General features: G+C 57.0%; 23 protein-coding genes and 2 tRNA genes. 9 read left to right on the plus strand and 16 right to left on the minus strand.

The genetic code is table 11. From position 1 onward, the window contains the following. Positions 1–2 precede the first annotated feature (2 nt). The 11 genes from ACMVME_RS20430 to mltB form a co-directional block, all read right to left on the minus strand. A tRNA-Arg gene (locus ACMVME_RS20430) sits at positions 3–76 on the minus strand. A gap of 4 nt (positions 77–80) precedes the next feature. Continuing rightward, a tRNA-Ser gene (locus ACMVME_RS20435) sits at positions 81–173 on the minus strand. Positions 174–516: 343 nt separating this feature from the next. Beyond that, on the minus strand, positions 517–702 hold the full coding sequence (gene csrA, locus ACMVME_RS20440) for a carbon storage regulator CsrA (protein ID WP_000906486.1): 186 nt from the start codon (positions 700–702) through the stop codon (positions 517–519). A 241-nt stretch (positions 703–943) separates the two neighbouring features. After that, positions 944–3,571, minus strand: coding sequence for an alanine--tRNA ligase (alaS, locus tag ACMVME_RS20445; protein ID WP_078774237.1), 2,628 nt, complete (start codon positions 3,569–3,571; stop codon positions 944–946). Between the two features lie 131 nt (positions 3,572–3,702). Next, entirely contained in the window at positions 3,703–4,203 is a 501-nt protein-coding gene (gene recX, locus ACMVME_RS20450) for a recombination regulator RecX (protein ID WP_014171334.1), read from the minus strand. A gap of 68 nt (positions 4,204–4,271) precedes the next feature. Further along, on the minus strand, positions 4,272–5,330 hold the full coding sequence (gene recA / locus ACMVME_RS20455; RefSeq protein ID WP_020883855.1) for a recombinase RecA: 1,059 nt from the start codon (positions 5,328–5,330) through the stop codon (positions 4,272–4,274). A gap of 89 nt (positions 5,331–5,419) precedes the next feature. Beyond that, a complete protein-coding gene (gene pncC, locus ACMVME_RS20460; RefSeq protein ID WP_020883854.1) occupies positions 5,420–5,917 on the minus strand; it encodes a nicotinamide-nucleotide amidase in 498 nt (165 codons plus the stop codon). Between the two features lie 130 nt (positions 5,918–6,047). Continuing rightward, the gene (locus ACMVME_RS20465) at positions 6,048–6,926 is read right to left on the minus strand and encodes a metal ABC transporter substrate-binding protein (RefSeq protein WP_020883853.1); all 879 of its coding nucleotides are present in this window, start codon (positions 6,924–6,926) and stop codon (positions 6,048–6,050) included. A gap of 14 nt (positions 6,927–6,940) precedes the next feature. Continuing rightward, complete coding sequence (locus ACMVME_RS20470; RefSeq protein ID WP_020883852.1) at positions 6,941–7,801, minus strand: metal ABC transporter permease; 861 nt, start codon at positions 7,799–7,801, stop codon at positions 6,941–6,943. Next, positions 7,798–8,451: a metal ABC transporter ATP-binding protein gene (locus tag ACMVME_RS20475; RefSeq protein WP_025203389.1), complete on the minus strand. Its 654-nt coding sequence runs from the start codon at positions 8,449–8,451 to the stop codon at positions 7,798–7,800. Before ACMVME_RS20475 ends, ACMVME_RS20470 begins: the two co-directional genes overlap by 4 nt. Before the next feature lie 249 nt (positions 8,452–8,700). Then, positions 8,701–9,801 carry a lytic murein transglycosylase B gene (mltB, locus tag ACMVME_RS20480; protein ID WP_333054693.1) on the minus strand — a complete coding sequence of 367 codons (1,101 nt, stop codon included), beginning with the start codon at positions 9,799–9,801 and terminating at the stop codon, positions 8,701–8,703. Positions 9,802–10,075: 274 nt separating this feature from the next. Here mltB and srlA point away from each other — a divergent pair, with 274 nt between their 5' ends. The 7 genes from srlA to gutQ all read left to right on the plus strand — a co-directional run bounded on the left by srlA (position 10,076) and on the right by gutQ (position 14,981). Beyond that, entirely contained in the window at positions 10,076–10,639 is a 564-nt protein-coding gene (gene srlA, locus ACMVME_RS20485; RefSeq protein WP_014171343.1) for a PTS glucitol/sorbitol transporter subunit IIC, read from the plus strand. Then, entirely contained in the window at positions 10,636–11,595 is a 960-nt protein-coding gene (locus ACMVME_RS20490; RefSeq protein WP_014171344.1) for a PTS glucitol/sorbitol transporter subunit IIB, read from the plus strand. The genes srlA and ACMVME_RS20490 overlap by 4 nt, the downstream gene beginning before the upstream one ends. Positions 11,596–11,607: 12 nt before the next feature. Further along, the gene (srlB, locus tag ACMVME_RS20495; protein ID WP_063156786.1) at positions 11,608–11,970 is read left to right on the plus strand and encodes a PTS glucitol/sorbitol transporter subunit IIA; all 363 of its coding nucleotides are present in this window, start codon (positions 11,608–11,610) and stop codon (positions 11,968–11,970) included. 15 nt (positions 11,971–11,985) lie between these two features. Beyond that, positions 11,986–12,765, plus strand: a complete 780-nt coding sequence (srlD, locus tag ACMVME_RS20500) for a sorbitol-6-phosphate dehydrogenase (RefSeq protein ID WP_014171346.1) — start codon at positions 11,986–11,988, stop codon at positions 12,763–12,765. A 61-nt stretch (positions 12,766–12,826) separates the two neighbouring features. Then, positions 12,827–13,186, plus strand: coding sequence for a transcriptional regulator GutM (gene gutM, locus ACMVME_RS20505; RefSeq protein WP_020883847.1), 360 nt, complete (start codon positions 12,827–12,829; stop codon positions 13,184–13,186). A gap of 63 nt (positions 13,187–13,249) precedes the next feature. Beyond that, complete coding sequence (gene srlR / locus ACMVME_RS20510; RefSeq protein WP_014171348.1) at positions 13,250–14,023, plus strand: glucitol operon DNA-binding transcriptional repressor SrlR; 774 nt, start codon at positions 13,250–13,252, stop codon at positions 14,021–14,023. After that, positions 14,016–14,981, plus strand: a complete 966-nt coding sequence (gene gutQ, locus ACMVME_RS20515) for an arabinose-5-phosphate isomerase GutQ (protein WP_020883846.1) — start codon at positions 14,016–14,018, stop codon at positions 14,979–14,981. Before srlR ends, gutQ begins: the two co-directional genes overlap by 8 nt. On the opposite strand, the gene norR is transcribed toward gutQ, so the two are convergent. Beyond that, positions 14,978–16,492, minus strand: coding sequence for a nitric oxide reductase transcriptional regulator NorR (gene norR, locus ACMVME_RS20520; RefSeq protein ID WP_025203385.1), 1,515 nt, complete (start codon positions 16,490–16,492; stop codon positions 14,978–14,980). The genes gutQ and norR overlap by 4 nt on opposite strands. 187 nt (positions 16,493–16,679) lie before the next feature. Here norR and norV point away from each other — a divergent pair, with 187 nt between their 5' ends. Together norV and norW are read left to right on the plus strand one after the other, a co-directional pair. Next, positions 16,680–18,119, plus strand: a complete 1,440-nt coding sequence (norV, locus tag ACMVME_RS20525) for an anaerobic nitric oxide reductase flavorubredoxin (protein ID WP_047356664.1) — start codon at positions 16,680–16,682, stop codon at positions 18,117–18,119. Next, on the plus strand, positions 18,116–19,249 hold the full coding sequence (gene norW, locus ACMVME_RS20530) for an NADH:flavorubredoxin reductase NorW (RefSeq protein WP_333054689.1): 1,134 nt from the start codon (positions 18,116–18,118) through the stop codon (positions 19,247–19,249). Before norV ends, norW begins: the two co-directional genes overlap by 4 nt. A gap of 121 nt (positions 19,250–19,370) precedes the next feature. Here the strand turns inward: norW and ACMVME_RS20535 are convergent, their stop codons facing one another. From ACMVME_RS20535 to ACMVME_RS20550, 4 genes are all read right to left on the minus strand, one after another. Then, a complete protein-coding gene (locus ACMVME_RS20535; RefSeq protein WP_032680413.1) occupies positions 19,371–20,393 on the minus strand; it encodes a HoxN/HupN/NixA family nickel/cobalt transporter in 1,023 nt (340 codons plus the stop codon). 1 nt (position 20,394) lies between these two features. After that, the gene (hypF, locus tag ACMVME_RS20540) at positions 20,395–22,617 is read right to left on the minus strand and encodes a carbamoyltransferase HypF (protein WP_068794960.1); all 2,223 of its coding nucleotides are present in this window, start codon (positions 22,615–22,617) and stop codon (positions 20,395–20,397) included. A 6-nt stretch (positions 22,618–22,623) separates the two neighbouring features. After that, positions 22,624–23,169: an electron transport protein HydN gene (gene hydN, locus ACMVME_RS20545; RefSeq protein WP_008499565.1), complete on the minus strand. Its 546-nt coding sequence runs from the start codon at positions 23,167–23,169 to the stop codon at positions 22,624–22,626. 134 nt (positions 23,170–23,303) lie between these two features. Continuing rightward, positions 23,304–24,317: a LacI family DNA-binding transcriptional regulator gene (locus ACMVME_RS20550; protein WP_025203379.1), complete on the minus strand. Its 1,014-nt coding sequence runs from the start codon at positions 24,315–24,317 to the stop codon at positions 23,304–23,306. Positions 24,318–24,438 lie beyond the last annotated feature (121 nt).

Here is a 24,438-nt window from a genome sequence, read left to right on the forward strand (position 1 = left end):
GGTGCATCCGGGAGGATTCGAACCTCCGACCGCTCGGTTCGTAGCCGAGTACTCTATCCAGCTGAGCTACGGATGCAAAATGGCGGTGAGGCGGGGATTCGAACCCCGGATGCAGCTTTTGACCGCATACTCCCTTAGCAGGGGAGCGCCTTCAGCCTCTCGGCCACCTCACCACACAACGCCTCTTTCGAGTGCTTCGAGTAACTCGTTAAGAGCTTCTCGTCGCTGCGTGGCGCATATATTACTTTCTGGGACTTATAAGTCAAACAATTTTCCAAAAGCTTTTATCGTTTGCACAAATCACACGCAATTCGCATGCAAAAGCTGCAAAGAGGGTGTTTTATAAGCGGATTTTGCAGGCATCTTCTCAGAAAACTGATGACAGAATAGTGATGTTGAGGCGAGTTAAGGGTAAGAGAGTGGTTAAAAACAGAGCGATTGAAATTAAACGGTAACTTTGAGCAGGAAAAATGGCGGGAGAGGTTGCGTCTCGCCCGACAGCGAGACGCGACAATATCAGTAACTGGACTGCTGGGATTTTTCAGCCTGGATACGCTGGTAGATCTCTTCACGGTGGACAGATACTTCTTTAGGAGCGTTTACACCAATACGTACCTGGTTACCCTTTACCCCTAAAACTGTCACGGTGACCTCATCCCCAATCATGAGGGTCTCACCAACTCGACGAGTCAGAATCAGCATTCTTTGCTCCTTGAAAGATTAAAAGAGTCGGGTCTCTTGTATCCCGGCATTATCCATCATATAACGCCAAAAAGTAAGCGATGACAAACACGTAAAGTGTAAGCAGTCACGGCATCACATTCTGTTAAACGTAAGTTTAGCCGATATACACAAACTCAACCTGACTTTATCGTTATCGATAGCGCAGTGAACAAGACGCCATAACGTTACCGCTATGGCGTCTGCTTGTGCTTTGTAGTTATTACAGTTTCGCGCTCACCCAGCTTTCAACACTGGCCAATGCCGCAGGAAGTGCCGCCGCATCCGTACCACCGGCTTGCGCCATGTCCGGACGACCGCCACCCTTACCGCCCACCTGCTGGGCGACCATACCAATCAGTTCCCCTGCTTTTACGCGGTCGGTCACATCCTTAGAGACGCCCGCAATCAGAGAAACCTTACCTTCTGCCACTGTCGCCAGCACGATAACTGTGGAACCGAGCTGGTTCTTCAGATCGTCGACCATAGTACGCAGCATCTTAGGCTCAACGCCCGCCAGATCGCTGACCAGCAGTTTGACGCCTTTAATGTCTACAGCTTTGCTGGAGAGGTTTGCACTCTCCTGCGCCGCAGCCTGCTCTTTCAGCTGCTGCAGCTCTTTTTCCAGCTGACGCGTACGATCCAGCGCAACGCGCACTTTCTCGCCCAGGTTCTGGCTATCACCTTTCAACAACTGCGCGATGTCGTGCAGCTGATCGCTCTGCGCATGCAGGCTGGCAATCGCGCCTTCACCGGTTACCGCTTCAATACGACGCACGCCCGCCGCCGTTCCTGATTCGGAAACAATGCGGAACAGACCAATGTCGCCGGTACGGGAGGCATGCGTCCCGCCGCAGAGCTCAGTCGAGAAGTCGCCCATGCTCAGCACGCGAACGCGGTCGTCGTATTTCTCGCCGAACAGTGCCATCGCGCCTTTCTTCTTCGCCGCCTCGAGATCCATGATATCGGTTTCGATTGGCAGGTTACGACGGATCTGCGCATTCACCAGATCTTCCACCGCGCGGATTTCTGACGGCTTCATCGCTTCAAAATGAGAGAAGTCGAAGCGCAGCACTTTATCGTTAACCAGAGAACCTTTCTGTGCAACGTGCGTTCCCAGAACTTCACGCAGGGCAGCGTGCATCAGGTGCGTAGCTGAGTGGTTCAGACGAATGCGCGCACGACGAGCTTCATCAACGTTCGCCTGGACACCCTCGCCCACTTTCAGAGAACCGGCAGTCAGTTTGCCCTGATGGCCAATCGCCTGACCGTATTTCTGCGTGTCGCTTACGCTGAAGCTGAAACCGTTGCCTTTCAGTTCGCCTTTATCGCCAACCTGGCCGCCGGATTCCGCGTAGAACGGCGTTTTGTCCAGAATGACAACCGCATCCTGACCCGCGTTGATGCTGTCTACGGCTTTACCGTCAACAAACAGGGCGGTCACTTTGCCAGTCAGTTCCAGATTTTCGTAGCCTTTGAATTCTGATGCGCCATCAACGCGGATCATCGCGTTGTAGTCAGCACCAAAACCGCTGGACTCGCGCGCACGGCGGCGCTGCTCTTCCATTGCGGCTTCAAAGCCTGCTTCGTCCACTTTGATGTTACGCTCACGGCAAACGTCCGCCGTCAGGTCAACCGGGAAACCGTAGGTGTCGTACAGGCGGAAAGCGGTTTCGCCGTCCAGCGTATCGCCCTTAAGTTTCGCCAGCTCTTCATCCAGCAGCGCCAGTCCGCGCTCCAGAGTACGAGCAAACTGCTCTTCTTCCGTTTTCAGAACCTGCTCAACCTGCGCCTGCTGACGTTTCAGCTCATCACCGGCTGCGCCCATCACGCCAATCAGTGGCCCAACGAGTTTATAGAAGAAGGTGTCCTTCGCGCCCAGCATGTTGCCGTGACGGATAGCACGACGAATGATACGACGCAGCACATAGCCACGGTTTTCATTCGACGGGATCACGCCGTCGGCAATCAGGAACGCGCAGGAACGGATATGGTCTGCAATAACGCGCAGCGATTTGTTGTTCAGATCGGTTGCACCCGTCACTTGCGCAACGGCTTTAATCAGAGTGCTGAACAGGTCAATTTCGTAGTTGGAGTTAACGTGCTGCAGAACAGCCGCGATACGCTCCAGACCCATACCGGTATCAACGGACGGTTTCGGCAGCGGCTCCATCGTACCGTCAGCCTGACGGTTGAACTGCATGAAGACGATGTTCCAGATCTCAATGTAGCGATCGCCGTCTTCTTCCGGGCTACCTGGAGGACCACCCCAGATATGGTCGCCGTGATCGTAGAAGATCTCGGTGCACGGACCGCAAGGACCGGTATCGCCCATCTGCCAGAAGTTGTCAGACGCATAAGGTGCGCCTTTGTTATCACCGATGCGAATAATACGCTCGCGCGGGATACCAACCTCTTTTTCCCAGATTTCGTAGGCTTCGTCATCGGTTTCATAGACGGTAACCCACAGACGATCTTTCGGCAGGTTGAACCAGTTTTCACCGGTCAGCAGTTCCCACGCATATTGAATGGCATCGTGTTTGAAATAGTCGCCGAAGCTGAAGTTACCCAGCATTTCGAAGAACGTGTGGTGACGCGCGGTGTAACCGACGTTTTCCAGGTCGTTGTGTTTACCGCCCGCACGCACGCAACGCTGTGAGGTTGTGGCGCGGGAATAATTACGTTTGTCGAGACCAAGGAACACATCCTTGAACTGGTTCATCCCGGCGTTGGTAAACAGCAGAGTCGGATCGTTGTTCGGTACCAGGGAGCTGCTGGCAACTACCTGATGTCCCTTACTATGGAAAAAATCGAGAAACGCCTGACGGATCTCAGCGGTGCTCTTGCTCATAATTATCCTGAAATCAAGCTAACGAAATGTCGTAGCAAGCCTGTATCGGTAAAACGTTGGACAGACCAGCTACTGGAAAAAGTGGGAATAAGATAAGTTTTCTTTAGTGGGAAGTAAAATCCCGCATGCGTTCAATCCGCAAAATTACGCCAGATATCCTGAATATCTTCCATCAGAAAGCCGCGGTAGAGCAAAAAGCGCTGGATTTTAACTTTTTCTGAAAATTCACGTGGCAAGGGTTCGCCGTACTTGCGAATGGCCTGTTCTTTTGCCAGCGCGCACCAGTCTGTGTCGCATTCGCGCATGGCCTTTTCAATGGTTTCACGGGCGACCCCTTTCTGGTTCAGCTCCTGGCGGATACGCGCGGGGCCATATCCTTTGCGGCCACGGCTGGCAAGAAACCGGGAAGCGAAACGCTCGTCATCCAGATAGCGGTGCTCATAGCACCAGGCAATGACGCGGTCGTAATCTTCCGCAGTCGCATCAATCTCTTCCGGCCCGTTTTTACTCATGACGGGGGCCGACAGTTTTCGCCGCAACTCCTGTTCGCTGTGGTCACGGACGGCAAGAATGCGCACCGCACGGTCCAGTAAGCGTGCATAGGCAGGGCGGCGTGAAGTCGATTCACTCATAAAAAACCTGCTGATTCAGAAATGCAAAAAGGGCCGCATTAGCAGCCCTTCATCTTTAAACGAGAGAATTAGAAATCTTCGTTGGTTTCTTCAGCACCCGCGTTATCCACCACGAAATCAGGCGTACCGTCCTGGTTGTTCAGCAGAAGCTCACGCACTTTCTTCTCAATTTCTTTCGCCGCAGCCGGGTTCTCTTTCAGCCAGGAGATTGCATTTGCTTTACCCTGACCAATCTTGTCGCCGTTGTAGCTGTACCATGCGCCCGCTTTTTCAATCAGCTTCTCTTTCACGCCCAGGTCAACCAGTTCGCCGTAGAAGTTGATGCCTTCACCATAGAGGATCTGGAATTCAGCCTGTTTGAACGGCGCTGCGATTTTGTTCTTCACAACCTTCACGCGGGTTTCGCTACCCACCACGTTTTCACCCTCTTTCACCGCGCCGATACGGCGGATATCCAGACGGACAGACGCGTAGAATTTCAGCGCGTTACCACCGGTAGTAGTTTCCGGGTTACCGAACATCACACCAATTTTCATACGGATCTGGTTGATGAAGATCAGCAGCGTGTTGGACTGCTTCAGGTTACCGGCCAGCTTACGCATTGCCTGGCTCATCATACGTGCCGCGAGGCCCATGTGAGAGTCACCAATTTCGCCTTCGATTTCAGCTTTTGGCGTCAGAGCGGCAACGGAGTCGACCACGATAACGTCAACCGCACCGGAACGTGCCAGCGCGTCACAAATTTCCAGCGCCTGCTCACCGGTGTCCGGCTGAGAACACAGCAGGTTGTCGATATCAACGCCCAGCTTACGAGCATAAACAGGATCCAGCGCGTGCTCGGCATCGATAAACGCACAGGTTTTACCTTCACGCTGTGCCGCAGCGATAACCTGCAGCGTCAGGGTTGTTTTACCTGAGGACTCGGGCCCGTAGATTTCTACGATACGGCCCATTGGCAGGCCGCCAGCGCCCAGCGCGATATCCAGAGAAAGCGAACCGGTGGAGATAGTTTCCACATCCATGGAACGGTCTTCACCCAGGCGCATGATGGAGCCTTTACCGAATTGCTTTTCGATCTGGCCCAGTGCTGCCGCCAACGCTTTCTGTTTGTTTTCGTCGATAGCCATTATTACTCCTGTCATGCCGGGAGAAGCGACTGTGCTTCACCGTGGATTTCTGTTCTGTTGGTGCAATTATACTGTATGGTCATACAGTATCAAGTATTTTGTAGAAATTGTTGCCAGAGCGTTTTTAGCGCATAAACGGTTGCCTGACGACGCACGCTTTCGCGATCGCCGCTAAAGCACTCCCGGCGGGTGATCCCTTCACCTCTGGCGGTAGCAAAACCAAACCAGACGGTGCCGACAGGCTTCACGTCACTGCCCCCGTCCGGACCCGCGATGCCGCTAATCGATATTGCATAATCCGCGCGCGCCTCTTTGAGCGCACCAATAGCCATCTCAATCACCACCGGCTCGCTGACCGCGCCATGCTGTTCGAGCGTAGATTCCCGCACGCCGATCATTTGCGCTTTAGCTTCATTACTGTAGGTCACAAAACCACGTTCAAACCAGGCGGAACTGCCGGCAATATCGGTAATCGCTTTCGCCACCCAGCCGCCGGTGCAGGACTCCGCGGTGGTGAGGGTCGCCCCGCGTTGCTTAAGCGCCAGCCCTACCACTTCGCTAAGCTGCATCAATTCATGGTCAGTCATTCTCGCTCCAGGCCTTAGAAAAACATGCAGCACAAGATAGCACTTTCTCGTCAGATATGGGGATGCGCTGCAGGATTTACGAGGGGGCTTCAGAAAAAAGCCGATGCGAGCGCACCGGCGGTGGCGAGGATTATTTCATGCTGTCAGCGAGGGTATCCACATTGTGGCGGAACGCCTTAACGTAGGTCTCTGCCACGCCCCCTTTTGCCGAGAGCGCTTCCGGGTAAAGCTCGCCTCCCGGCTGCGCGCCGGTGGCTGTAGCAATTTGTTTAACCAGCCGCGGGTCGAGCTGGTTTTCCATAAACCAGGTTTTCACGCCGTCCGCTTTAATCTGATTAATGATCTCAGCGACCTGTGCCGCGCTGGCCTCGCTCTCTGATGACAACCCCTGGGGCGCCATAAACGTCACCCCGTAGGCGCGGCTGAAATAGCCGAACGCGTCATGGCTGGTCAGCACTTTACGTTTCACCAGCGGGATCTGGCTAAAACGCGTTTTGGCCCAGCTATCCAGCTGCTTAAGCTGCGCGATGTACGGTTTTCCGGTCGCTTCCAGCGCGGTTTTATCTTCTGGGTCGGCTTTCACCAGCCCGTTGAGAATATTTTGCGCGTACAGCGCCCCGTTCGCCGCGCTGTTCCAGGCGTGCGGGTCAGTGACGGTTTTGCCCTCTTCTTCGAGGGTATGCGTCTGCACGCCACGCGACGCCACCACCAGCTGGCCTTTGAACCCGGAGGCTTTCACCAGGCGATCCAGCCACCCTTCCAGTCCCAGACCATTGACCACCACAACATCTGCCTTGCTTAGCGCCGCGCTATCTTTTGGCGAGGGCTCGAAGGTATGCGGATCGCCGTCCGGCCCCACCAGCGTCGTGACGTTCACATGGTCACCGCCCACCTCCCGGGTCATATCCCCCAGTATGGAAAAGCTGGTCACCACATTGAGCGTTTTCGCCATCACCGTTTGCGACATCATCCCCAGCGCGAGCGCCACTACGAATCCCGTACGTTTCATCGTTTCCCCTTGCGTTAAAAAAGCGCACGCAGGCTGCCAGCCAGCCTGCTGCGCGTGCCAAATAAAATGGAAATAAAGAACAGCGCGCTGGCGGTAAGCACGATGGATGGCCCCGCGGGCAGGCTGGCGGCCCAGGAGAGACTGAGTCCGAGCCACGCGCAGAAAATACCGCTAATACCCGCCATCAATAGCAGTCCGGGTAAGGTGCGTGCCCAGCAGCGTGCCGCTACCGCAGGGAGCATCATCAGCCCGACCGCCATCAACGTGCCAAGCACCTGAAAACCGGCAACGAGGTTAAGCACCAGCAGCGCCAGAAACAGGCCGTGTAATAAGCCGGGAACATGGCGGGCGTTTACCTGCAGCCAGGCGGTGTCAAAGGCCTCGGTCACCAGTCCACGGTAGAAAATCGCCAGCGTGATAAGGGTGAACATGCAAACGCCTGCCACAAACAGCGCGGCATCGTTATCCACCGCCAGGATGGAGCCAAACAGCAGGTGCAGGAGATCGACGCTCGAACCGCGCAGTGATACCAGCGTGACGCCCAGCGCCAGCGAGCCAAGATAGAACCCGGCAAAACTGGCGTCCTCTTTAAGCGGCGTTCGACGGCTGACCAGCCCGGCCACCAGCGCCACGGTAATACCGGCAATAAAGCCTCCCACGCTCATGGCCAGCAGCGACATACCGCTGAGCAAATACCCCACCGCGACGCCGGGCAAAATGGCGTGAGAGAGGGCATCGCCCATCAGACTCATCCGGCGCAGTTGAAGGAAAACGCCCAGAGCAGTGGTACTGACGGACAACGCCAGGCAAACCACCAGCGCGCGGCGCATAAAGCCATACTCAATAAAAGGCTGAAAAAAGATATGCCAGATCATGCCACCCTCACCCGCTCGGTTTTCCACTGGGGAATGTCAGCGTCCAGCCGTAACGTCTGCGGGAAGTGGCGCGATACACGCTCGCTGTCGTGCAATACTGCAAGCACCGTTTGCCCCTGCATATACATTTCCAGCATCAGGTCCATCAGCACATTACAGGTAGCTTCATCAACGCCGGTAAAGGGCTCATCGAGCATGACCAGCGGCGCCTGCTGCACTAATACCCGCGCGAACAGCATGCGCTGAAACTGACCGCCTGAGAGCTCATCAATGGTCGTTAGCGCCATCGTTCCAAGCCCCACCCGCTCAAGCGCACCGGCAATGCGCAGCCGCATTTCACGGCGAAGGCCAGAAAAAAGCGACGCTTCAGGCCAGCAGCCCATGCTGACCACATCCTGCACGGTTAGCGGAAATTGCGCCTCCAGGGCATGACGCTGTGCCAGCCAGCCCATTACGGGGCGTTTTTTCTGCCAGTGAAAACGGCCGCTTACCGGCGGGATAAACCCGGCGAGGGTTTTCAGAAGCGTTGATTTACCGCAGCCGTTGGCCCCGAGGATGGCGGTCATGCTCCCGCATTCAATCACCCCGGACAGAGGACGCGTGACCGGCTCGCGGTCGTAACCCGCCGTGAGTTGATTCATCACAATCATGGCAATGCCACCGCCCAGCACACGGCCAGTCCGATAAAGACAATCAGCGCCAGCGCCATCAGAAGCCGGACCGGCGCAGACAGAGAAAAAAAGGAAGTAGACATCTCATCACCACATCAAATGTTATAACATAACAATAATGAAAGATAATGCGGATGTAAAATGAGCGAAGATTAACGGGAGTGTGGCGAAATGTTTCTGGATATCAGCCCAACCCTCTCCCGGCGGAAGAGGGTCGAACATCAAGCGTTACTGACTGAACGGCGACGCGGCAGGCACGCGCGCCTGTGACACCGCCAGCCCCAGCTGCCATACGGCCATCGCATAGTGAGTGCTGTGGTTATAGCGGGTGATGGTGTAGAAGTTAGGCAGCCCGTACCAGTACTGATAACCCGTACCGACATCCAGACGCAGCAGGCTCGCCTGTTGCATATTTCCCAGCGGCTGCGTTGGCGTTAAGCCTGCAGCGGCCAGTTGCGAAACGCTGTAGTTGGTTTTAAAGCCGTTCTCAAGCCCTGGTGCCTGTCCGTTAGCCTGCACCGCCACCTGACCGCCCGGCACCCAGCCGTGCGCTTTAAAGTAGTTCGCCACGCTGCCGATGGCATCCACCGGATCCCACAGGTTAATGTGGCCATCTCCGTTAAAGTCGACGGCATATTGCTTATAGGAGGACGGCATAAACTGGCCGTAGCCCATCGCACCGGCAAACGAGCCTTTGAGATCTAACGGGTCATCTTGTTCATTGCGCGCCATCAGCAGGAAGGTTTCCAGCTCAGACGAGAAATATTCAGCACGACGCGGGTAGTTGAAGGAGAGCGTCGCCAGCGCATCGAGGATACGGGTTTTGCCCATCACGCGGCCCCAGCGGGTTTCCACGCCGATAATCCCGACGATGATTTCAGGCGGTACGCCATACACCTGCCACGCACGGTTCAGCGCATCTTCATATTGGTTCCAGAAGACCACGCCATTTTGCACGTTATCCGGCGTAATGAACTGTTTACGATAACGCAGCCATGCGCCATTTGGCCCGATCGGTACCTGAGCCGTCGGTGCCTGGCGATCCATCAAACGCAGAACATAATCCAGTCGCTTCGCCTGCGACAGAATTTCATGCAGTTGCTGGCGGTCAAAACCATGTTTGCTCACCATTTTATCGATGAACTGCTCGGCCGCCGGGTTATTCGCAAAGTCGCCGCCCATCTGCATCATATTATGCTGCGGCTCCAGCAGGAATCCTCCGGAAGGCGCGCCAGCCGTTTGCTGCACGGCTTCGGTCTTGGGTTTGCTACTACAGGCAGACAGCAGAATAAGCGCAGGTAACAACGCTGCATAACGACGCTTGAACATGTGACATCCATTTAACGGGTTCGATAAGAACCCAGTATGGTAAAGCATCCGCAACACCTCAAGGAAGTGGTACGCACCTCCCCCACCAAATATTTACGCTCCCCATCGCAAATCTGTGCAATTTTCGTCCACCCAAGACTCCCACTGGCAATTAACTTTCAAAATAATCCATTTTTCTTTCATTGTGAGATCTAATTAACACTTTAAAACCTTTCAAAGTGATTATTATTAGCCTCGGTTATACAAAAACAAAAAAGCCCCACAGGAGAGAAGAATGATAGAAACCATCACCCACGGCGCCGAGTGGTTCATCGGGCTGTTTCAGAAAGGCGGAGAAGTGTTCACCGGCATGGTGACCGGGATCCTGCCCCTGCTGATTAGCCTGCTGGTCATCATGAACGCGCTGATTAACTTTATCGGCCAGCAACGCATTGAACGCTTTGCCCAGCGCTGCGCCGGCAATCCGCTGTCCCGTTACCTGGTTCTGCCCTTCATCGGCACGTTTGTTTTTTGCAATCCGATGACGCTGAGCCTCGGCCGCTTTATGCCTGAAAAATACAAGCCCAGCTATTACGCCGCAGCCTCCTACAGCTGCCACTCCATGAATGGCCTGTTCCCGCATATCAACCCCGGCGAGCTGTTTGTCTATCTGGGCATTGCCAGCGGCCTGACCACGCTTGGCCTGCCGCTCGGTCCGCTGGCGGTGAGTTATCTGCTGGTCGGTCTGGTCACCAACTTTTTCCGCGGCTGGGTCACGGACCTCACCACCGCCATTTTCGAGAAGAAAATGGGTATCCAGCTTGAACAGAAAGTCCATCTTTCAGGAGCCGCAGCATGAGCCGTATTCGCATTGAAAAAGGAACGGGCGGCTGGGGCGGCCCGCTGGAATTCGACGCCACTGAAGGCAAAAAAATCGTCTATATCACCGCAGGCACACGTCCGGCCATTGTCGACAAACTGCGTGAGCTGACCGGCTGGGAAGCGGTCGACGGCTTCAAAGAGGGCGAACCGCCTGAAGCGGAAATTGGCGTGGCGGTGATTGACTGCGGCGGCACGCTGCGCTGCGGCATCTACCCCAAGCGGCGTATTCCTACCGTGAATATCCATTCCACCGGTAAATCAGGTCCGCTGGCGCAGTACATCCTGGAGGACATTTATGTCTCCGGCGTGAAAGAGGAAAACATTCACCTGGCACAGGGGTCTGCTGCCCCTCAGAAAGCGGCCCCGCGCGATTACGACACGAGTAAAAAAATCACCGAACAGAGTGACGGCCTGCTGGCAAAAGTCGGAATGGGGATGGGCTCTGCCGTGGCCGTGCTGTTCCAGTCCGGGCGCGACACCATCGACACGGTGCTGAAAACCATTCTGCCGTTTATGGCATTCGTTTCGGCGCTGATCGGCATCATCATGGCCTCGGGTCTGGGCGACTGGATTGCCCATGGCCTCGCCCCGCTGGCGAGCCACCCGCTAGGGCTGGTGACGCTGGCGCTGATCTGCTCCTTCCCGCTGCTGTCGCCGTTTCTCGGCCCAGGCGCGGTCATTGCGCAGGTTATCGGCGTGCTGATTGGCGTGCAGATTGGCCTTGGCAACATTCCCCCGCATCTGGCTCTGCCCGCCCTGTTTGCCATTAACGCCCAGGCGGCGTGTGATTTCATTCCTGTCGGGCTGTCGCTGGCAGAAGCGCGCCAGGACACCGTGCGCGTTGGCGTGCCGTCTGTACTGGTCAGCCGTTTCCTGACCGGCGCACCGACGGTGCTGATTGCCTGGTTTGTCTCCGGCTTTATTTACCAATAAGAGGTTCCTGTGATGACCGTAATTTACCAGACCACCATCACCCGCATTGGCCAGAGCGCGGCCGATGCGCTCAGCGACAAGATGCTGATTACCTTCCGCGAAGGTGCGCCCGCGGATATCGAAGAGTTTTGCTTTATCCACTGTCACGGCGAGATGAACGGCGAGCTGAAGGCCGGGAGCCAGCTGGAGTTGGGCGACGCGCGCTACGCCGTGACCGCCGTCGGCGACGTGGCCGGACAAAACCTGCGGGAGCTCGGCCATATCACTTTGCGTTTTGATGGCCAGCCGCAGGCGGAATATCCCGGTACGGTTCATGTGGATGGCCCGGTTCCGCAGGCTGTCATCCCAGGCTGCACGTTGAAGTTTGTTGCGTAATTTAAGGAGAAAGATATGAGTCAGGTTGCCGTTGTCATTGGTGGGGGACAAACCTTAGGCGAGTTCCTCTGCCGTGGGCTTGCTGCAGAGGGTTACCGCGTGGCGGTAGTGGATATTCAGAGTGAAAAAGCCGCACGCGTGGCGGACACCATCAACACCGAATTGGGTGAAGGGATGGCCTACGGATTTGGTGCTGATGCCACCAGCGAGCAGAGCGTAATGGCGCTGGCCCGCGGCGTGGACGAGATTTTTGGCCGTACCGACCTGCTGGTATACAGCGCAGGAATAGCCAAAGCGGCCTTTATCAGCGATTTCGAACTGGGGGACTTCGACCGCTCCCTGCAGGTTAACCTGGTGGGCTATTTCCTCTGCGCACGCGAGTTTTCCCGTCTGATGATCCGCGATGGCATTCAGGGGCGCATCATCCAGATCAACTCGAAATCGGGCAAAGTGGGCAGCAAACATAACTCCGGTTACAGCGCGGCGAAATTTGGCGGCGTTGGGCTGACGCAATCTCTGGCCCTCGATCTGGCCGAATATGGCATTACCGTTCACTCGCTGATGCTGGGCAACCTGCTGAAATCGCCGATGTTCCAGTCCCTGCTGCCGCAATATGCCACCAAGCTCGGGCTGAAAGAGGAGGAAGTGGAGCAGTATTACATCGACAAAGTGCCGCTGAAGCGCGGCTGCGATTATCAGGACGTGCTGAACATGCTGCTGTTTTATGCCAGCCCCAAAGCCTCTTACTGCACCGGGCAGTCCATTAATGTCACCGGCGGGCAGGTGATGTTCTGATCGAACACGCTGATGCCCGTATCCCCCTCTCCTTCGGGAGAGGGAACAACAAGGAGCTCGTATGGTTACCGCACTCATTACCGTTGCCGCCATCGCCTGGATGTGCCAGCTGATCTTTGGCGGCTGGCAAATCCGCCAGTTTAACCGCGCGTTTGATGCCCTGTGTCAGAAAGGGCGCGTGGGCGTCGGGCGTTCCGGCGGGCGTTTCAAACCGCGCGTGGTGGTTGCCATTGCGCTGGACGAACACAATAGGGTCTGCGATTCCCTCATCATGCGCGGGATGACCGTTTTTGCCCGCCCGGCGAAAATCCAGGCGATTAACGGGATATCGCTGCAGGAATTACAACCCGATGTGATCTTTCCCCATGATTCGCTCTGTCAGAATGCTCTATCATTAGCGCTTAATCTGAAACATGGATAATTTCGTTGTGAACGCGATAAGCTTGCGAAATTATCATTTCGCAACCTAAGGAATTGAGCGCCTATGAAACCACGTCAGCGTCAGGCGGCCATTCTGGAGCATCTGCAAAAGCAGGGAAAATGCTCGGTAGAAGAACTGGCCCACTACTTTGACACCACCGGCACGACAATACGAAAGGATCTGGTATTGCTCGAAAACTCTGGTGCAGTCATCCGAACCTACGGCGGCGTGATGCTCAACAAAGATGAAGCCGACCCGCCTATCGATCACAAAACGCTGATCAATACTCACCAGAAAGCGCTAATTGCCGAGGCCGCCGTAAAATTTATCCATGATGGCGACTCCATTATCCTTGATGCAGGCAGCACCGTGCTGCAGATGATCCCGATGCTCAGCCGCTTTAACAACATCACGGTGATGACCAACAGTCTGCACATCGTCAACGCCCTGTCGGAGTTCGACAGCGAGCAAACCATTCTGATGCCCGGCGGGACGTTCCGTAAAAAATCTGCGTCGTTTCACGGTCAACTGGCGGAAAACGCCTTTGAACACTTCAGCTTTGATAAACTCTTTATGGGCACGGACGGTATCGATTTGAACGCCGGCGTGACGACCTTTAACGAGGTGTTCAGCGTCAGCAAAGCGATGTGCAACGCCGCGCGCGAAGTGATTTTGATGGCAGACTCGTCGAAGTTTGGCCGTAAAAGTCCCAACATAGTCTGCAGCCTTGAAAGCGTCGATAAGCTCATTACCGACGCAGGTATCGACCCGGCGTTCAAAAAAGCGCTGGAAGAGAAAGGGATCGACGTGATTGTAACCGGAGAGAGAGATGAGTGATTTTCTGTTAAACGCAGGCCGCCAGACCCTGATGCTGGAGCTGCAGGAAGCCAGCCGCCTGCCGGAACGTCTGGGCGAGGATTTTGTGCGCGCGGCAAACACCATTATCCAGTGCGAAGGTAAAGTGGTGGTCTCCGGGATCGGCAAGTCCGGTCATATCGGCAAAAAGATTGCCGCTACGCTTGCCAGCACCGGCACACCGGCGTTCTTCGTGCATCCGGCTGAAGCGCTGCACGGCGATCTGGGGATGATTGAAAGCCGCGACGTGATGCTGTTTATCTCCTACTCCGGTTCGGCCAAAGAGCTGGATCTCATCATCCCGCGTCTGCAGGAAAAATCGGTCGCGCTGCTGGCGATGACCGGTAAATCCCGCTCACCGCTGGCACTGGCGGCCAAGGCCACGCTTGATATCTCCGTTGAGCGCGAAGCCTGCCCGATGCACCTCGCCCCCACCTCCAGCACCGTAAATACGCTGATGATGGGCGACGCGCTGGCAATGGCGGTAATGCAGGCACGCGGCTTTAACGAAGAAGATTTTGCCCGCTCGCACCCGGCGGGCGCGCTCGGTGCGCGACTGCTCAATAAAGTTCATCATCTGATGCGGACCGACGAGGCCATTCCGCAGGTCAAACTCAACACCAGCGTAATGGATGCGATGCTGGAACTGAGCCGCACCGGGCTGGGTCTGGTAGCGGTGTGCGATGAAACCGGTAGCGTTAAAGGCGTGTTTACCGACGGCGACCTGCGCCGCTGGCTGGTGGGCGGCGGCAAACTGGAATCCCAGGTTTCGGAAGCGATGACCCGGGGCGGGCTGACCCTGAACGCCGAGAGCCGCGCCATCGAAGCCAAAGAGGTGCTGATGAAACGCAAAATCACCGCCGCGCCGGTGGTGGATGAGCACGGCAAGCTGTGCGGCGCCATCAACCTGCAGGATTTCTACCAGGCCGGGATTATTTAACCTTTGAGTCCCAGACGTTTCGCCAGCCGGTGCAGGTTGGCGACGTCCATTTCCAGCGCGCGCGCGCACGCCGCCCAGCTGCGGTTATTCTGCTCCAGCGCGCGGGCGATCGTCTGACGCTGAAACGCTTCTGTTGCTTCCCGCAGGTTCTCATGGGCCATTTCCGGCGCGGCAGGCGTAACGAACGAAGCGGTGTCATCGTGCAATGCGAAATGCCGCGCGTGGATCACCACCTCATCTCCCGAACGTGTCGCCCGCGCCAGCACTACGGCGCGGTGAATCGCATGTTCCAGTTCGCGCACGTTTCCCGGCCAGCCGTAGCGCATCAGATGGGCTCGCGCGCCGGGGCTTAATACCACGCGGGAAAGGCCCATTCGTAACCGACATTGCTCGCAGAAAAACCCCGCCAGCAGCACCACATCGTCGCCGCGCTCGCGTAGCGGCGGCACGGTAAGCGGAAACACGCTCAGACGATGGTACAGGTCAGCGCGGAAATTCCCGGCCAACACCTCTTCGCGCAGGTCGCGGTTGGTTGCCGCCAGCACACGCACGTTGACTCTCAGGCTGCGATCGTCGCCGACGCGCTGAATATCGCCGTACTGCAGGACGCGCAGCAGTTTGGCCTGAAGCGACAGCGACAGTTCGCCAATTTCATCGAGGAACAACGTGCCGTTATCCGCCATTTCGAATTTGCCGCTGCGGTTGCTGATCGCCCCGGTAAACGCCCCTTTGACGTGACCAAACAGCTCACTTTCCGCCACGCTTTCCGGCAGCGCGGCGCAGTTGAGGTACACCAGCGGGTTGACCGCGCGCGGCGAGGCTTCGTGGATGCCCTTCGCCACCAGCTCTTTACCGGTGCCGGTTTCCCCGAAAATCAGCACATTTAAATCCGAGGCCGCCACGATATCGATCTCTTTTTTAAGCTGCACCATCCCCGGTGACAGCCCAATCATCTCCGTGTGTGCCACCGGTTCAAACGCCGACGGGCTGCCGGGAAGGATGTTCTGGCTCTCCAGCTGTTCGATCAGTAGCGCGTTATTCAGCGCACCGGCGGCCAGCGCGGCAATCAGCCGCAGCTCTTCATCGCTAAAGGTGTCGAACTGATCCGGCGACAGGCCGTCGAGGGTTAATGCCCCAATCAGGTTTTGTCCGGCAAACAGCGGCAGACCGATACAGGCATGAACTTTCAGGCTCTCCTGCCCCGGGATCAGCCCGTCGTAAGGGTCGGGCAAATCACTGTCCGCCGGAAAGCGCACCACGTCACCGGCCCGCGCGATGGTTTCCAGACGCGGATGGCCTTCCAGGGAGAAGCGTCGCCCAAGAACGTCCTGCGCCAGCCCGTCGATAGCCAGCGGAATAAACTGCCGGGCGTCGTAGCGCAGCAGTGCCGACGCATCGCACGCCAGCACGTGGCGCAGCGTCGAAATCAGCCGCTGAAAACGGTCCTGATGACCGATACCGGTTTGCAGTTCAATGGCAATTTTTGCCAGTACGTCCACGGAAAAGCTCATCTGCGCCTCACTGTCATTTTGACCATTCATATTGTCACAATGACCATAAATCAGATAGTCATATTGACTACCCATTACGAGTAATAAAATTTAAAAACCATAAAAAACAGCAACATGAAAAACTGGCACGCAACTTGATAAAGGCTAGTCATCTTATTTGAAAAACGCCGTATTAATTGAGGTTGCTATGTCTATTCTGGTTAAAAATAACATTCATTGGGTTGGCCAACGTGACTGGGAAGTGCGTGACTTCCACGGAACGGAGTACAAAACGCTGCGCGGCAGCAGCTATAACAGCTATCTCATCCGTGAAGGCAAAAACGTGCTCATCGATACCGTCGATCACAAATTCAGCCGGGAGTTCGTGCAAAATCTGCGCAGCGAAATCGATCTTGCGGATATCGACTACATCATCATTAACCATGCGGAAGAGGATCATGCCGGGGCGCTGACCGAGTTAATGTCCTGCATTCCCGACACCCCGATTTACTGCACCACCAACGCCATCGACTCGATTAACGGCCATCACCACCACCCGGAGTGGAATTTCCACACCGTCAAAACCGGCGACACGCTGGATATCGGCAACGGCAAACAGCTGATCTTCGTTGAAACCCCGATGCTGCACTGGCCCGACAGTATGATGACCTACATGACCGGCGATGCGGTGCTGTTCAGCAACGATGCCTTCGGCCAGCACTATTGTGACGAGCGCCTGTTCAACGATGAAGTGGATCAAACCGAGCTGTTCGAACAATGTCAGCGCTACTACGCCAATATCCTGACGCCGTTCAGCCGTCTGGTGACGCCAAAAATCACCGAAATCCTCGGCTTTAACCTGCCCGTGGATATGATTGCCACCTCTCACGGTGTGGTGTGGCGCGAAAACCCCACCCAGATCGTGGAGCTGTACCTCAAATGGGCCGCGGATTACCAGGAAGACCGTATCACGCTTTTCTACGACACCATGTCTAATAATACCCGCATGATGGCGGACGCCATTGCGCAGGGTATTAACGAAGTCGACCCGAACGTGGCGGTGAAAATCTTCAACGTGGCGCGTAGCGATAAAAACGAGATCCTGACCAACGTCTTCCGCTCCAAGGGCGTGCTGGTGGGCACCTCCACGATGAACAACGTGATGATGCCGAAAATTGCGGGCCTTGTAGAAGAGATGACCGGCCTGCGCTTTCGTAATAAACGGGCCAGCGCATTTGGCTCCCACGGCTGGAGCGGCGGCGCAGTAGACCGGCTCTCCACGCGTTTGCAGGATGCCGGTTTTGAGATGTCCATGAGCCTGAAGGCGAAATGGCGTCCGGACATCGACGCGCTTGAATTGTGCCGCCAGCATGGCCGTGACATTGCGCGTCAGTGGGCGCTCGCGCCGCTCCCCGACATGAACGCCAAAAACCCCGCGCCGCAACAAGCCTGCGCCGCAGCGGTCGCTGACGTTGGCCCTCGCATGCAGTGCAGCGTCTGCCAGTGGATTTACGACCCGGCACAGGGCGAGCCGCTGCAGGATGTTGCCCCCGGTACCCCCTGGTGCGACGTGCCGGACAATTTCCTCTGCCCGGAATGTTCCCTGGGAAAAGAGGTCTTTGACGAACTGGCGACGGAGGCACAATGAACCACGGTATCGTTATCATCGGCTCGGGCTTTGCCGCCCGCCAGCTGGCGAAAAACATTCGCAAACAAGACGCCAGCGTGCCGTTGACGCTCATTGCCGCCGACAGCATGGACGAGTACAACAAGCCTGATTTAAGCCACGTTATCAGCCAGAATCAGCGAGCCGAAGACCTCACCCGCCAGACCGCGGGGGCGTTCGCGGAACAGTTTAGTCTGCGGTTATTTCCGCACACCTGGATAACCGATATCGACGCCGCCGCCCATGTGGTGAAAGCAAAAGACAAAACCTGGCAATACGACAAGCTGGTACTGGCGACAGGGGCGTCTGCTTTTGTGCCGCCGGTGGAAGGCCGGGAACTGATGATCACCCTCAACAGCCAGCAGGCGTATCAGGCCAGTGAAACCCTGCTGCGTGACGCGAAGCGGGTGATGATTGTCGGCGCAGGGTTGATTGGCACAGAGCTGGCGATGGATTTTAACCGGGCGGGTAAATCCGTCACCCTGGTCGACCATGCGGCAAGCATTTTGTCGGCGCTGATGCCTGCAGAAGTAAGTAGTCGCTTACAGCATCGTCTGACCGATATGGGCGTACATCTGCTGCTGAAATCCCAGCTGCAAAGCCTGAAGAAAACCGGGAGTGGGATTCATGCAACGCTCGACCGCAGCCGCAGCGTTGAGGTGGATGTGGTGGTTGCCGCCACGGGCCTGCGTCCGGAAACGGCGCTGGCGCATCGCGCCGGCGCGGAAACAGGTCGTGGCGTGAAGGTAGACAGCTACCTGCAAACCACGCAGCCCGATATTTACGCCCTGGGTGACTGCGCTGAAATTAACGGACAGGTCCTGCCCTTCCTGCAGCCCATTCAACTGAGCGCGATGTACCTGGCGAAAAACCTGTCTGGCGGCAGTGCGCCACTGAAATTACCCGCCATGCTGGTAAAAGTAAAAACGCCGGCGCTCCCGCTGCACCTGGCAGGCGAAACCGAGCGTCCGGATCTGCACTGGCAACTCACCATTGAACCTCAGGGAATGGTGGCTCGTGGGTGCGACAGCGAAGGACAAATGCGTGCCTTTGTGGTGAGCGAAGACCGGATGAAAGAGGCTTTCGCTCTGCTGAAATCATTACCCGCTTAACGCTGATTCGCCTGCCACGCTAACGTAACCTTTGGATTTTATGGTCCACAGCCCCGATGTCCCGGGGCTTTTTTTTCAACGTCGTTTAGCCAGATAAAGACAATGATGTTCAGACGCCGCGTCAGGAACGCACGACAAGCGCATCGTAGCCGCGCCAGCGATAGTTGATCATGGAAATCAGCCAGCAGGCAACGAACAGCCCGACCACCACGAACCCGGCGTTACCGAGGTTGTCATTAACTGCGCCAATGCGATCCCAGAGGCCTCCGCTGAGGGCAAATTTATCCATCAACAGACCCAGAGCTTCCAGCCCGCCGATAAACAGCGCCACCACCACGGAGGTGCCGGTGATGGTCATGTTGTAGTAAAGCTTGCGCTGCGGCTTGTTAAACGCCCAGCCGTAAGCGCCGACCATCAGCAGATTGTCGAGGGTATCGACCAGCGCCATACCGCTGGCAAACAGCGCCGGGAAGATCATGATGGACCAGACTGACATCCCGTTTGACGCGCTGGCGGCTGAAATCCCAAGCACACCGATTTCCGTCGCGGTATCAAACCCCAGACCAAACAGGAAACCGACCAGGTACATTTGCCAGCTCTTGTTCACCAGGCGGAACGTTGCGCCAAACAGCCAGTTCATGACTCCGCCTGATGCCGGAAGCGTGATGTCGTCACGCGTGACCTGACCGTTCTTCAGCGCCTGAAAATTACGCCACACGCCGCGCAAAATCACCAGATTGACCAGCGCCATCGCCAGCAGAAACGTTGCAGAAACGGCGGTGCCAATCAGGCTACCGGTTTCATGAAACCATGCCATATTCTTCTGAAACGCCGTGGCGGTGGCCGCAATGGCAATGGAGGCCAGCACCACAATGGTGGAGTGTCCCAGAGAGAACCATGCCCCCACGCCGGAAGGGCGTTTACCCTGCTGCATCATCTTACGCGTGACGGTATCAATGGCCGCGATGTGGTCGGCATCCACCGCATGACGGAGTCCATAACACCAGGCCAGCAGGCTGGCGGCCATCAGCGCCGTACTGCCGCTGAAGGTTTGCCATGCCCAGCCCCATGCCAGAAGATTAGCCACTACCAGAGCCAGCAGCAGAAACGCCGCGCGGGGTTCATTGCGTAAGAGTCGTAACATTTTACATCCTTTGTGAACATGACCGGGCGGCAGCAACCACCGCCTGCCCGAAGGAGATAGCGCCGTCACCTGACGGCAGATGATGAGGAAAAAGCAGCGTGAAGTCTGAGAGGTAATGGCGCAGTCGCGCGCGCAGCAGACGGTTATGTAACACGCCGCCGCTGAAGCATACGGTGGAAAGCCCCAGTCGCCGGGTATGGGAGGTGACAAGCTCCGCCAGCCCTTTCGCCAGCGCATCGTGAAACGCCCATGCCCGCTCGCAGGGTTCCGCCTGCCAGTTCAGCCACTGTTGCCAGAAGCGCGTAAGGTTTTCGGCCTGAAGCGTAACCGGATGTTGAACGTCGTGGCACTGCGCGGCCAGCGCTTCAAGCCGGCAGGCGGCCTCACCTTCATAGCTCTGGGTTTCTGACGTGATGCCGAGCGCGCAGGCCACCGCGTCGAACAGACGTCCGCAGGATGAGGCCAGCGGCGCGTTTAAACCGCGCTGAATGGCCGTAGCCAGCAGCGGCCAGTTTTGCCGCTGAACGTCACGCGTTTCCGGGTACTGCTGCCAGTCCGGCACAAACGCCAGGCAGTGGGCGAGTAAATTGCGCCACGGCTGCATGGCAGCCCTGTCCCCGCCCGGCAGCGCAACCGCAGGCAGACCGCCCAGACGTTCGCAGTCGAGATAGCTTACCCGCAGGCACTCCCCGCCCCACAGCGCGCCGTTTTCGCCCATGCCGATCCCATCCAGCGTCAGGGCAATGACATCTCCGCCCTCAAGCGGCCAGCCGTTTTCTGCCATGCATGCCGCCGCGTGAGCGTGGTGGTGAAGCACGGTGTCGATCGGCAAAGCCTGGGCTTGCGCCCACTGTCGGGCGTGATAGCCCGGATGGGCGTCGCATACCACGCGCTGCGGCTGAAACGCATAGATCTGCTGCATCATCGACAGCGCAGAACGCCACTGGGCCTCGACACCGTCGTCACTCAAATCGCCAAAGTGCTGACTCAGTACCGCCTGGTTACCGCGCACCAGACAGAAGGTATTTTTCATATCAGCACCGGTGCACACCATCGCCGGGACAGCGCTGAAACCGGCGGGCAGCGTGATGGCATCCGGCACAAAACCGCGCGCGCGACGCAGCATCATACCGTCCTGATCCATCACGGAATCATCCATACGCTGCAGGATGTCGCGGTTGTGCAGCAGGAATCCGTCAGCGATGTCGCCCAGTTCATCCAGTGCCTGCTGGCAGGTGATGGCCGGCGGACGCCCGCTGAGGTTGCCGGAGGTCATCACCAGTGCGCGCTGACAGTCCATCATCAGCACATGCTGTAGTGGGTTAGCGGGCAGCATCAGTCCAACGGTGTCCAGCCCTGGCGCGATCGCGTCAGGAAGCGGAGGACACCATGCTTTTGGCGTGAGCACGATGGGCGCTGCAGGCGAGCGCAGCAGCGTTTGCACTGATTCCGGCAGTCCCTCCGCCTGCGGGATCATGACCGCCAGCGGCTTCATCGGGCGCTGTTTGCGCGCCCGCAGGGTTGCCACCGCCTGCGCGTTGGCTGCGTCACAGGCAAGGTGAAAACCGCCCAGCCCTTTGATGGCGACAATCCCGCCATGTTTGAGCATGTGGACCGCCGCACTCAGCGCAGACTCGCGGGTGGCAACGGTCTCGCCCGCGCGCCATTCCAGCTCGGGTCCACAATCCGGACAGGCTACCGGCTGCGCGTGAAAACGGCGGTCAGCGGGATTGCGGTACTCGGTTTCACACGGCTCACAGAGGGGAAATGCCGCCATTGACGTGGCCGGGCGGTCATAGGGCATGGCGCGAATGATGGTAAAACGGGGACCGCAATGGGTACAGTTGATAAACGGATAGCGATAACGCCGCGCTCGGGGATCACGCATTTCAGCCAGGCACGCCGGGCAGGTAGCGGCATCCGGCACAATCTGGGTGTCCATCGCTCCGCCCGCGCTATGGCGAATGGTGAACGCCTGCGGCACCGTTGCCCAGGTGAACGGCTGGCTGTCGACAGCATCGATACGTGCCAGCGGTGGGCAGTCCTGATGCAGCCTCGCGGTAAAGGCCCCCCCATTACCCGCGAGACGCACCAGCACGCCCTCTCCGTCATTACAAACGTCACCCGTCAGCTGTAGCTGATGCGCCAGCTGCCAGACGAAGGGACGAAACCCTACCCCCTGCACCTTGCCGCGCACCCGCAACTGTACGCCGTTATCGCCCATCGCGACTTAAAACAGCAGTGACGATGACGTGTCGAACGCGGCACGACGACGTTTTTCCGCGCTCATCTGCTCAAGCTTGTCGCGATCCACGCAGACCAGGGCGTGCGTCGGGCAGGCTTCCATACAGGCCGGGCCGGCTTCACGGTGGTAGCAGAGGTCGCATTTATTGGCTTCCGCTTTTTCCGCGCGCACGCTCAGCCCCATGCCGCTGTTGCGCACAACCGGACGCACCACGACTTCCATCGCACCGTACGGGCAGGCAACCACACAGGTTTTGCAGCCGATGCAGCGCTCCTGCATCACATGCACGAATCCTTTCTCACGTTTGATGGCCCCGTTTGGGCAGACGTTAGCGCACGGCGCATCCTCACACTGGCGACAGATAGCGGCAGTGGAGATATTCACGCCTTTAATGACGTGGATCCGCGGTAAAAAGGTATCAGGGGTGAGCGATGCGCAATCCTGCTCCGCCTGATGGGAAACCACACACGCCACTTCACAGGTACGGCAGCCAATGCATTTACTGGCATCGGCCATAATAAAACGGTTCATCTGCTTCTCCAGCATTACAGTCCTGCGCGGAGATATACATAAACCGTGCCAATTATTAACCTGTTGATTTTATGCAGTTTATAAAATGAAAGCAGGGCTGTCATCGTCACTTCTGACGATGACAGCTGTCGACATCAGCGGTGAGGCCCGTCAGTAACCGAGTCACGCAGGATAAGCTCGCCGGAGAAGGTTTGCTGGTACTTAAACTCACCGCCATCCAGCAGGAAGATCAGGCGGCTAATGGTCTCTTTGATCATCTCCGTCACCGGAATGCGCACGCTGGAGAGCGAGGGGACGATGTAGGGGGCGATGGCCACATCGTCAAAGCCAATCACCGACACGGCATCCGGGGTGGCGATCCCGCACTCGTGCAACTGTTTCATGGCACCAATCGCCATATCGTCATTACTCGCCACCAGCGCCGAAAAAGTTTCACCGCGCGAAAGCAGCTCAGACACCGCCGCCGCACCGCTGGCCGGGTTCCATTTCCCCTGCGCAATCAGCGACGGGCGCAGCGGGATCTGGTGTTGTGCCAGGGCGTCTTTGTAGCCCGAGAGACGCTCAACGCCCGTGGGGGAATCCAGCGAACCGGTGATAAACGCAATCTCCCGGTGCCCTTTCTGAATCAGCTGCGACACGGCGTCCTGGCAGGAGGCTTTATGATCTGACCAGACGCTGTGACTGCTGTTTTTCCGTAAGCGGCGGTTGAGGACCATAATCGGCTGTTCGCATTTCTCAACGATGTCGTCCATCTCATCCACGCTCAGGAAACGCGGGTAAATGATCACCGCGTCACAGCGCATATCGAGCAAATACTGAATGGCCTCGCGCTCTTCATCCGCACTGTGCTTACCGTCCGCCAGGATCAGCTGCCGCCCTTTCTCTTCCGTCATGCGGGCGGCGTGAAAGAGCAGTTCGCTAAAATAGACGCCGTGATAAAGGGTGTTGGTGACCACCAGACCCAGCGTCTGGGTACGTTTGGTCGCCAGATTTCGTGCCAGCAAATTCGGGCGATAGCCGCTCTCTTCAATCGCCTGAAACACCCGGTCTTTGGTCTCCTGGCTGACGTAGCCATTGCCCGACAATACCCTGGAAACCGTCGCTTTCGAAACGCCTGCCCGCTTCGCGACTTCAAGCATCGTGGTCATCGTAATCTTCCGTTTGAAACTACCAGGGCGCAGTGTACTGCACTGCAGAAAAATTGTCGCAGCGGCGATATCACGCTTTTTATCCCTCCAGGTGATCATCATCACGAAATGAAAAAATGTA

Origin of the sequence: Enterobacter cloacae complex sp. 2024EL-00711 (assembly GCF_047529885.1) — a bacterium.
Taxonomy (GTDB): Bacteria; Pseudomonadota; Gammaproteobacteria; order Enterobacterales; family Enterobacteriaceae; genus Enterobacter; species Enterobacter ludwigii.

What these genes read in the sequence shown, in the direction of transcription:
- pncC (WP_020883854.1), bottom strand. Translation starts at nt 5,917, where the DNA reads ATGACTGACCATGAATTGATGCAGCTTAGCGAAGTGGTAGGGCTGGCG.
- ACMVME_RS20490 (WP_014171344.1), top strand. Translation starts at nt 10,636, where the DNA reads ATGAGCCGTATTCGCATTGAAAAAGGAACGGGCGGCTGGGGCGGCCCG.
- norR (WP_025203385.1), bottom strand. Translation starts at nt 16,492, where the DNA reads ATGAGCTTTTCCGTGGACGTACTGGCAAAAATTGCCATTGAACTGCAA.
- srlR (WP_014171348.1), top strand. Translation starts at nt 13,250, where the DNA reads ATGAAACCACGTCAGCGTCAGGCGGCCATTCTGGAGCATCTGCAAAAG.
- norW (WP_333054689.1), top strand. Translation starts at nt 18,116, where the DNA reads ATGAACCACGGTATCGTTATCATCGGCTCGGGCTTTGCCGCCCGCCAG.
- norV (WP_047356664.1), top strand. Translation starts at nt 16,680, where the DNA reads ATGTCTATTCTGGTTAAAAATAACATTCATTGGGTTGGCCAACGTGAC.
- srlD (WP_014171346.1), top strand. Translation starts at nt 11,986, where the DNA reads ATGAGTCAGGTTGCCGTTGTCATTGGTGGGGGACAAACCTTAGGCGAG.
- ACMVME_RS20475 (WP_025203389.1), bottom strand. Translation starts at nt 8,451, where the DNA reads ATGATTGTGATGAATCAACTCACGGCGGGTTACGACCGCGAGCCGGTC.
- ACMVME_RS20550 (WP_025203379.1), bottom strand. Translation starts at nt 24,317, where the DNA reads ATGACCACGATGCTTGAAGTCGCGAAGCGGGCAGGCGTTTCGAAAGCG.
- recA (WP_020883855.1), bottom strand. Translation starts at nt 5,330, where the DNA reads ATGGCTATCGACGAAAACAAACAGAAAGCGTTGGCGGCAGCACTGGGC.
- recX (WP_014171334.1), bottom strand. Translation starts at nt 4,203, where the DNA reads ATGAGTGAATCGACTTCACGCCGCCCTGCCTATGCACGCTTACTGGAC.
- ACMVME_RS20465 (WP_020883853.1), bottom strand. Translation starts at nt 6,926, where the DNA reads ATGAAACGTACGGGATTCGTAGTGGCGCTCGCGCTGGGGATGATGTCG.
- hypF (WP_068794960.1), bottom strand. Translation starts at nt 22,617, where the DNA reads ATGGGCGATAACGGCGTACAGTTGCGGGTGCGCGGCAAGGTGCAGGGG.
- alaS (WP_078774237.1), bottom strand. Translation starts at nt 3,571, where the DNA reads ATGAGCAAGAGCACCGCTGAGATCCGTCAGGCGTTTCTCGATTTTTTC.
- gutQ (WP_020883846.1), top strand. Translation starts at nt 14,016, where the DNA reads ATGAGTGATTTTCTGTTAAACGCAGGCCGCCAGACCCTGATGCTGGAG.
- gutM (WP_020883847.1), top strand. Translation starts at nt 12,827, where the DNA reads ATGGTTACCGCACTCATTACCGTTGCCGCCATCGCCTGGATGTGCCAG.
- ACMVME_RS20470 (WP_020883852.1), bottom strand. Translation starts at nt 7,801, where the DNA reads ATGATCTGGCATATCTTTTTTCAGCCTTTTATTGAGTATGGCTTTATG.
- srlA (WP_014171343.1), top strand. Translation starts at nt 10,076, where the DNA reads ATGATAGAAACCATCACCCACGGCGCCGAGTGGTTCATCGGGCTGTTT.
- hydN (WP_008499565.1), bottom strand. Translation starts at nt 23,169, where the DNA reads ATGAACCGTTTTATTATGGCCGATGCCAGTAAATGCATTGGCTGCCGT.
- csrA (WP_000906486.1), bottom strand. Translation starts at nt 702, where the DNA reads ATGCTGATTCTGACTCGTCGAGTTGGTGAGACCCTCATGATTGGGGAT.
- srlB (WP_063156786.1), top strand. Translation starts at nt 11,608, where the DNA reads ATGACCGTAATTTACCAGACCACCATCACCCGCATTGGCCAGAGCGCG.
- ACMVME_RS20535 (WP_032680413.1), bottom strand. Translation starts at nt 20,393, where the DNA reads ATGTTACGACTCTTACGCAATGAACCCCGCGCGGCGTTTCTGCTGCTG.
- mltB (WP_333054693.1), bottom strand. Translation starts at nt 9,801, where the DNA reads ATGTTCAAGCGTCGTTATGCAGCGTTGTTACCTGCGCTTATTCTGCTG.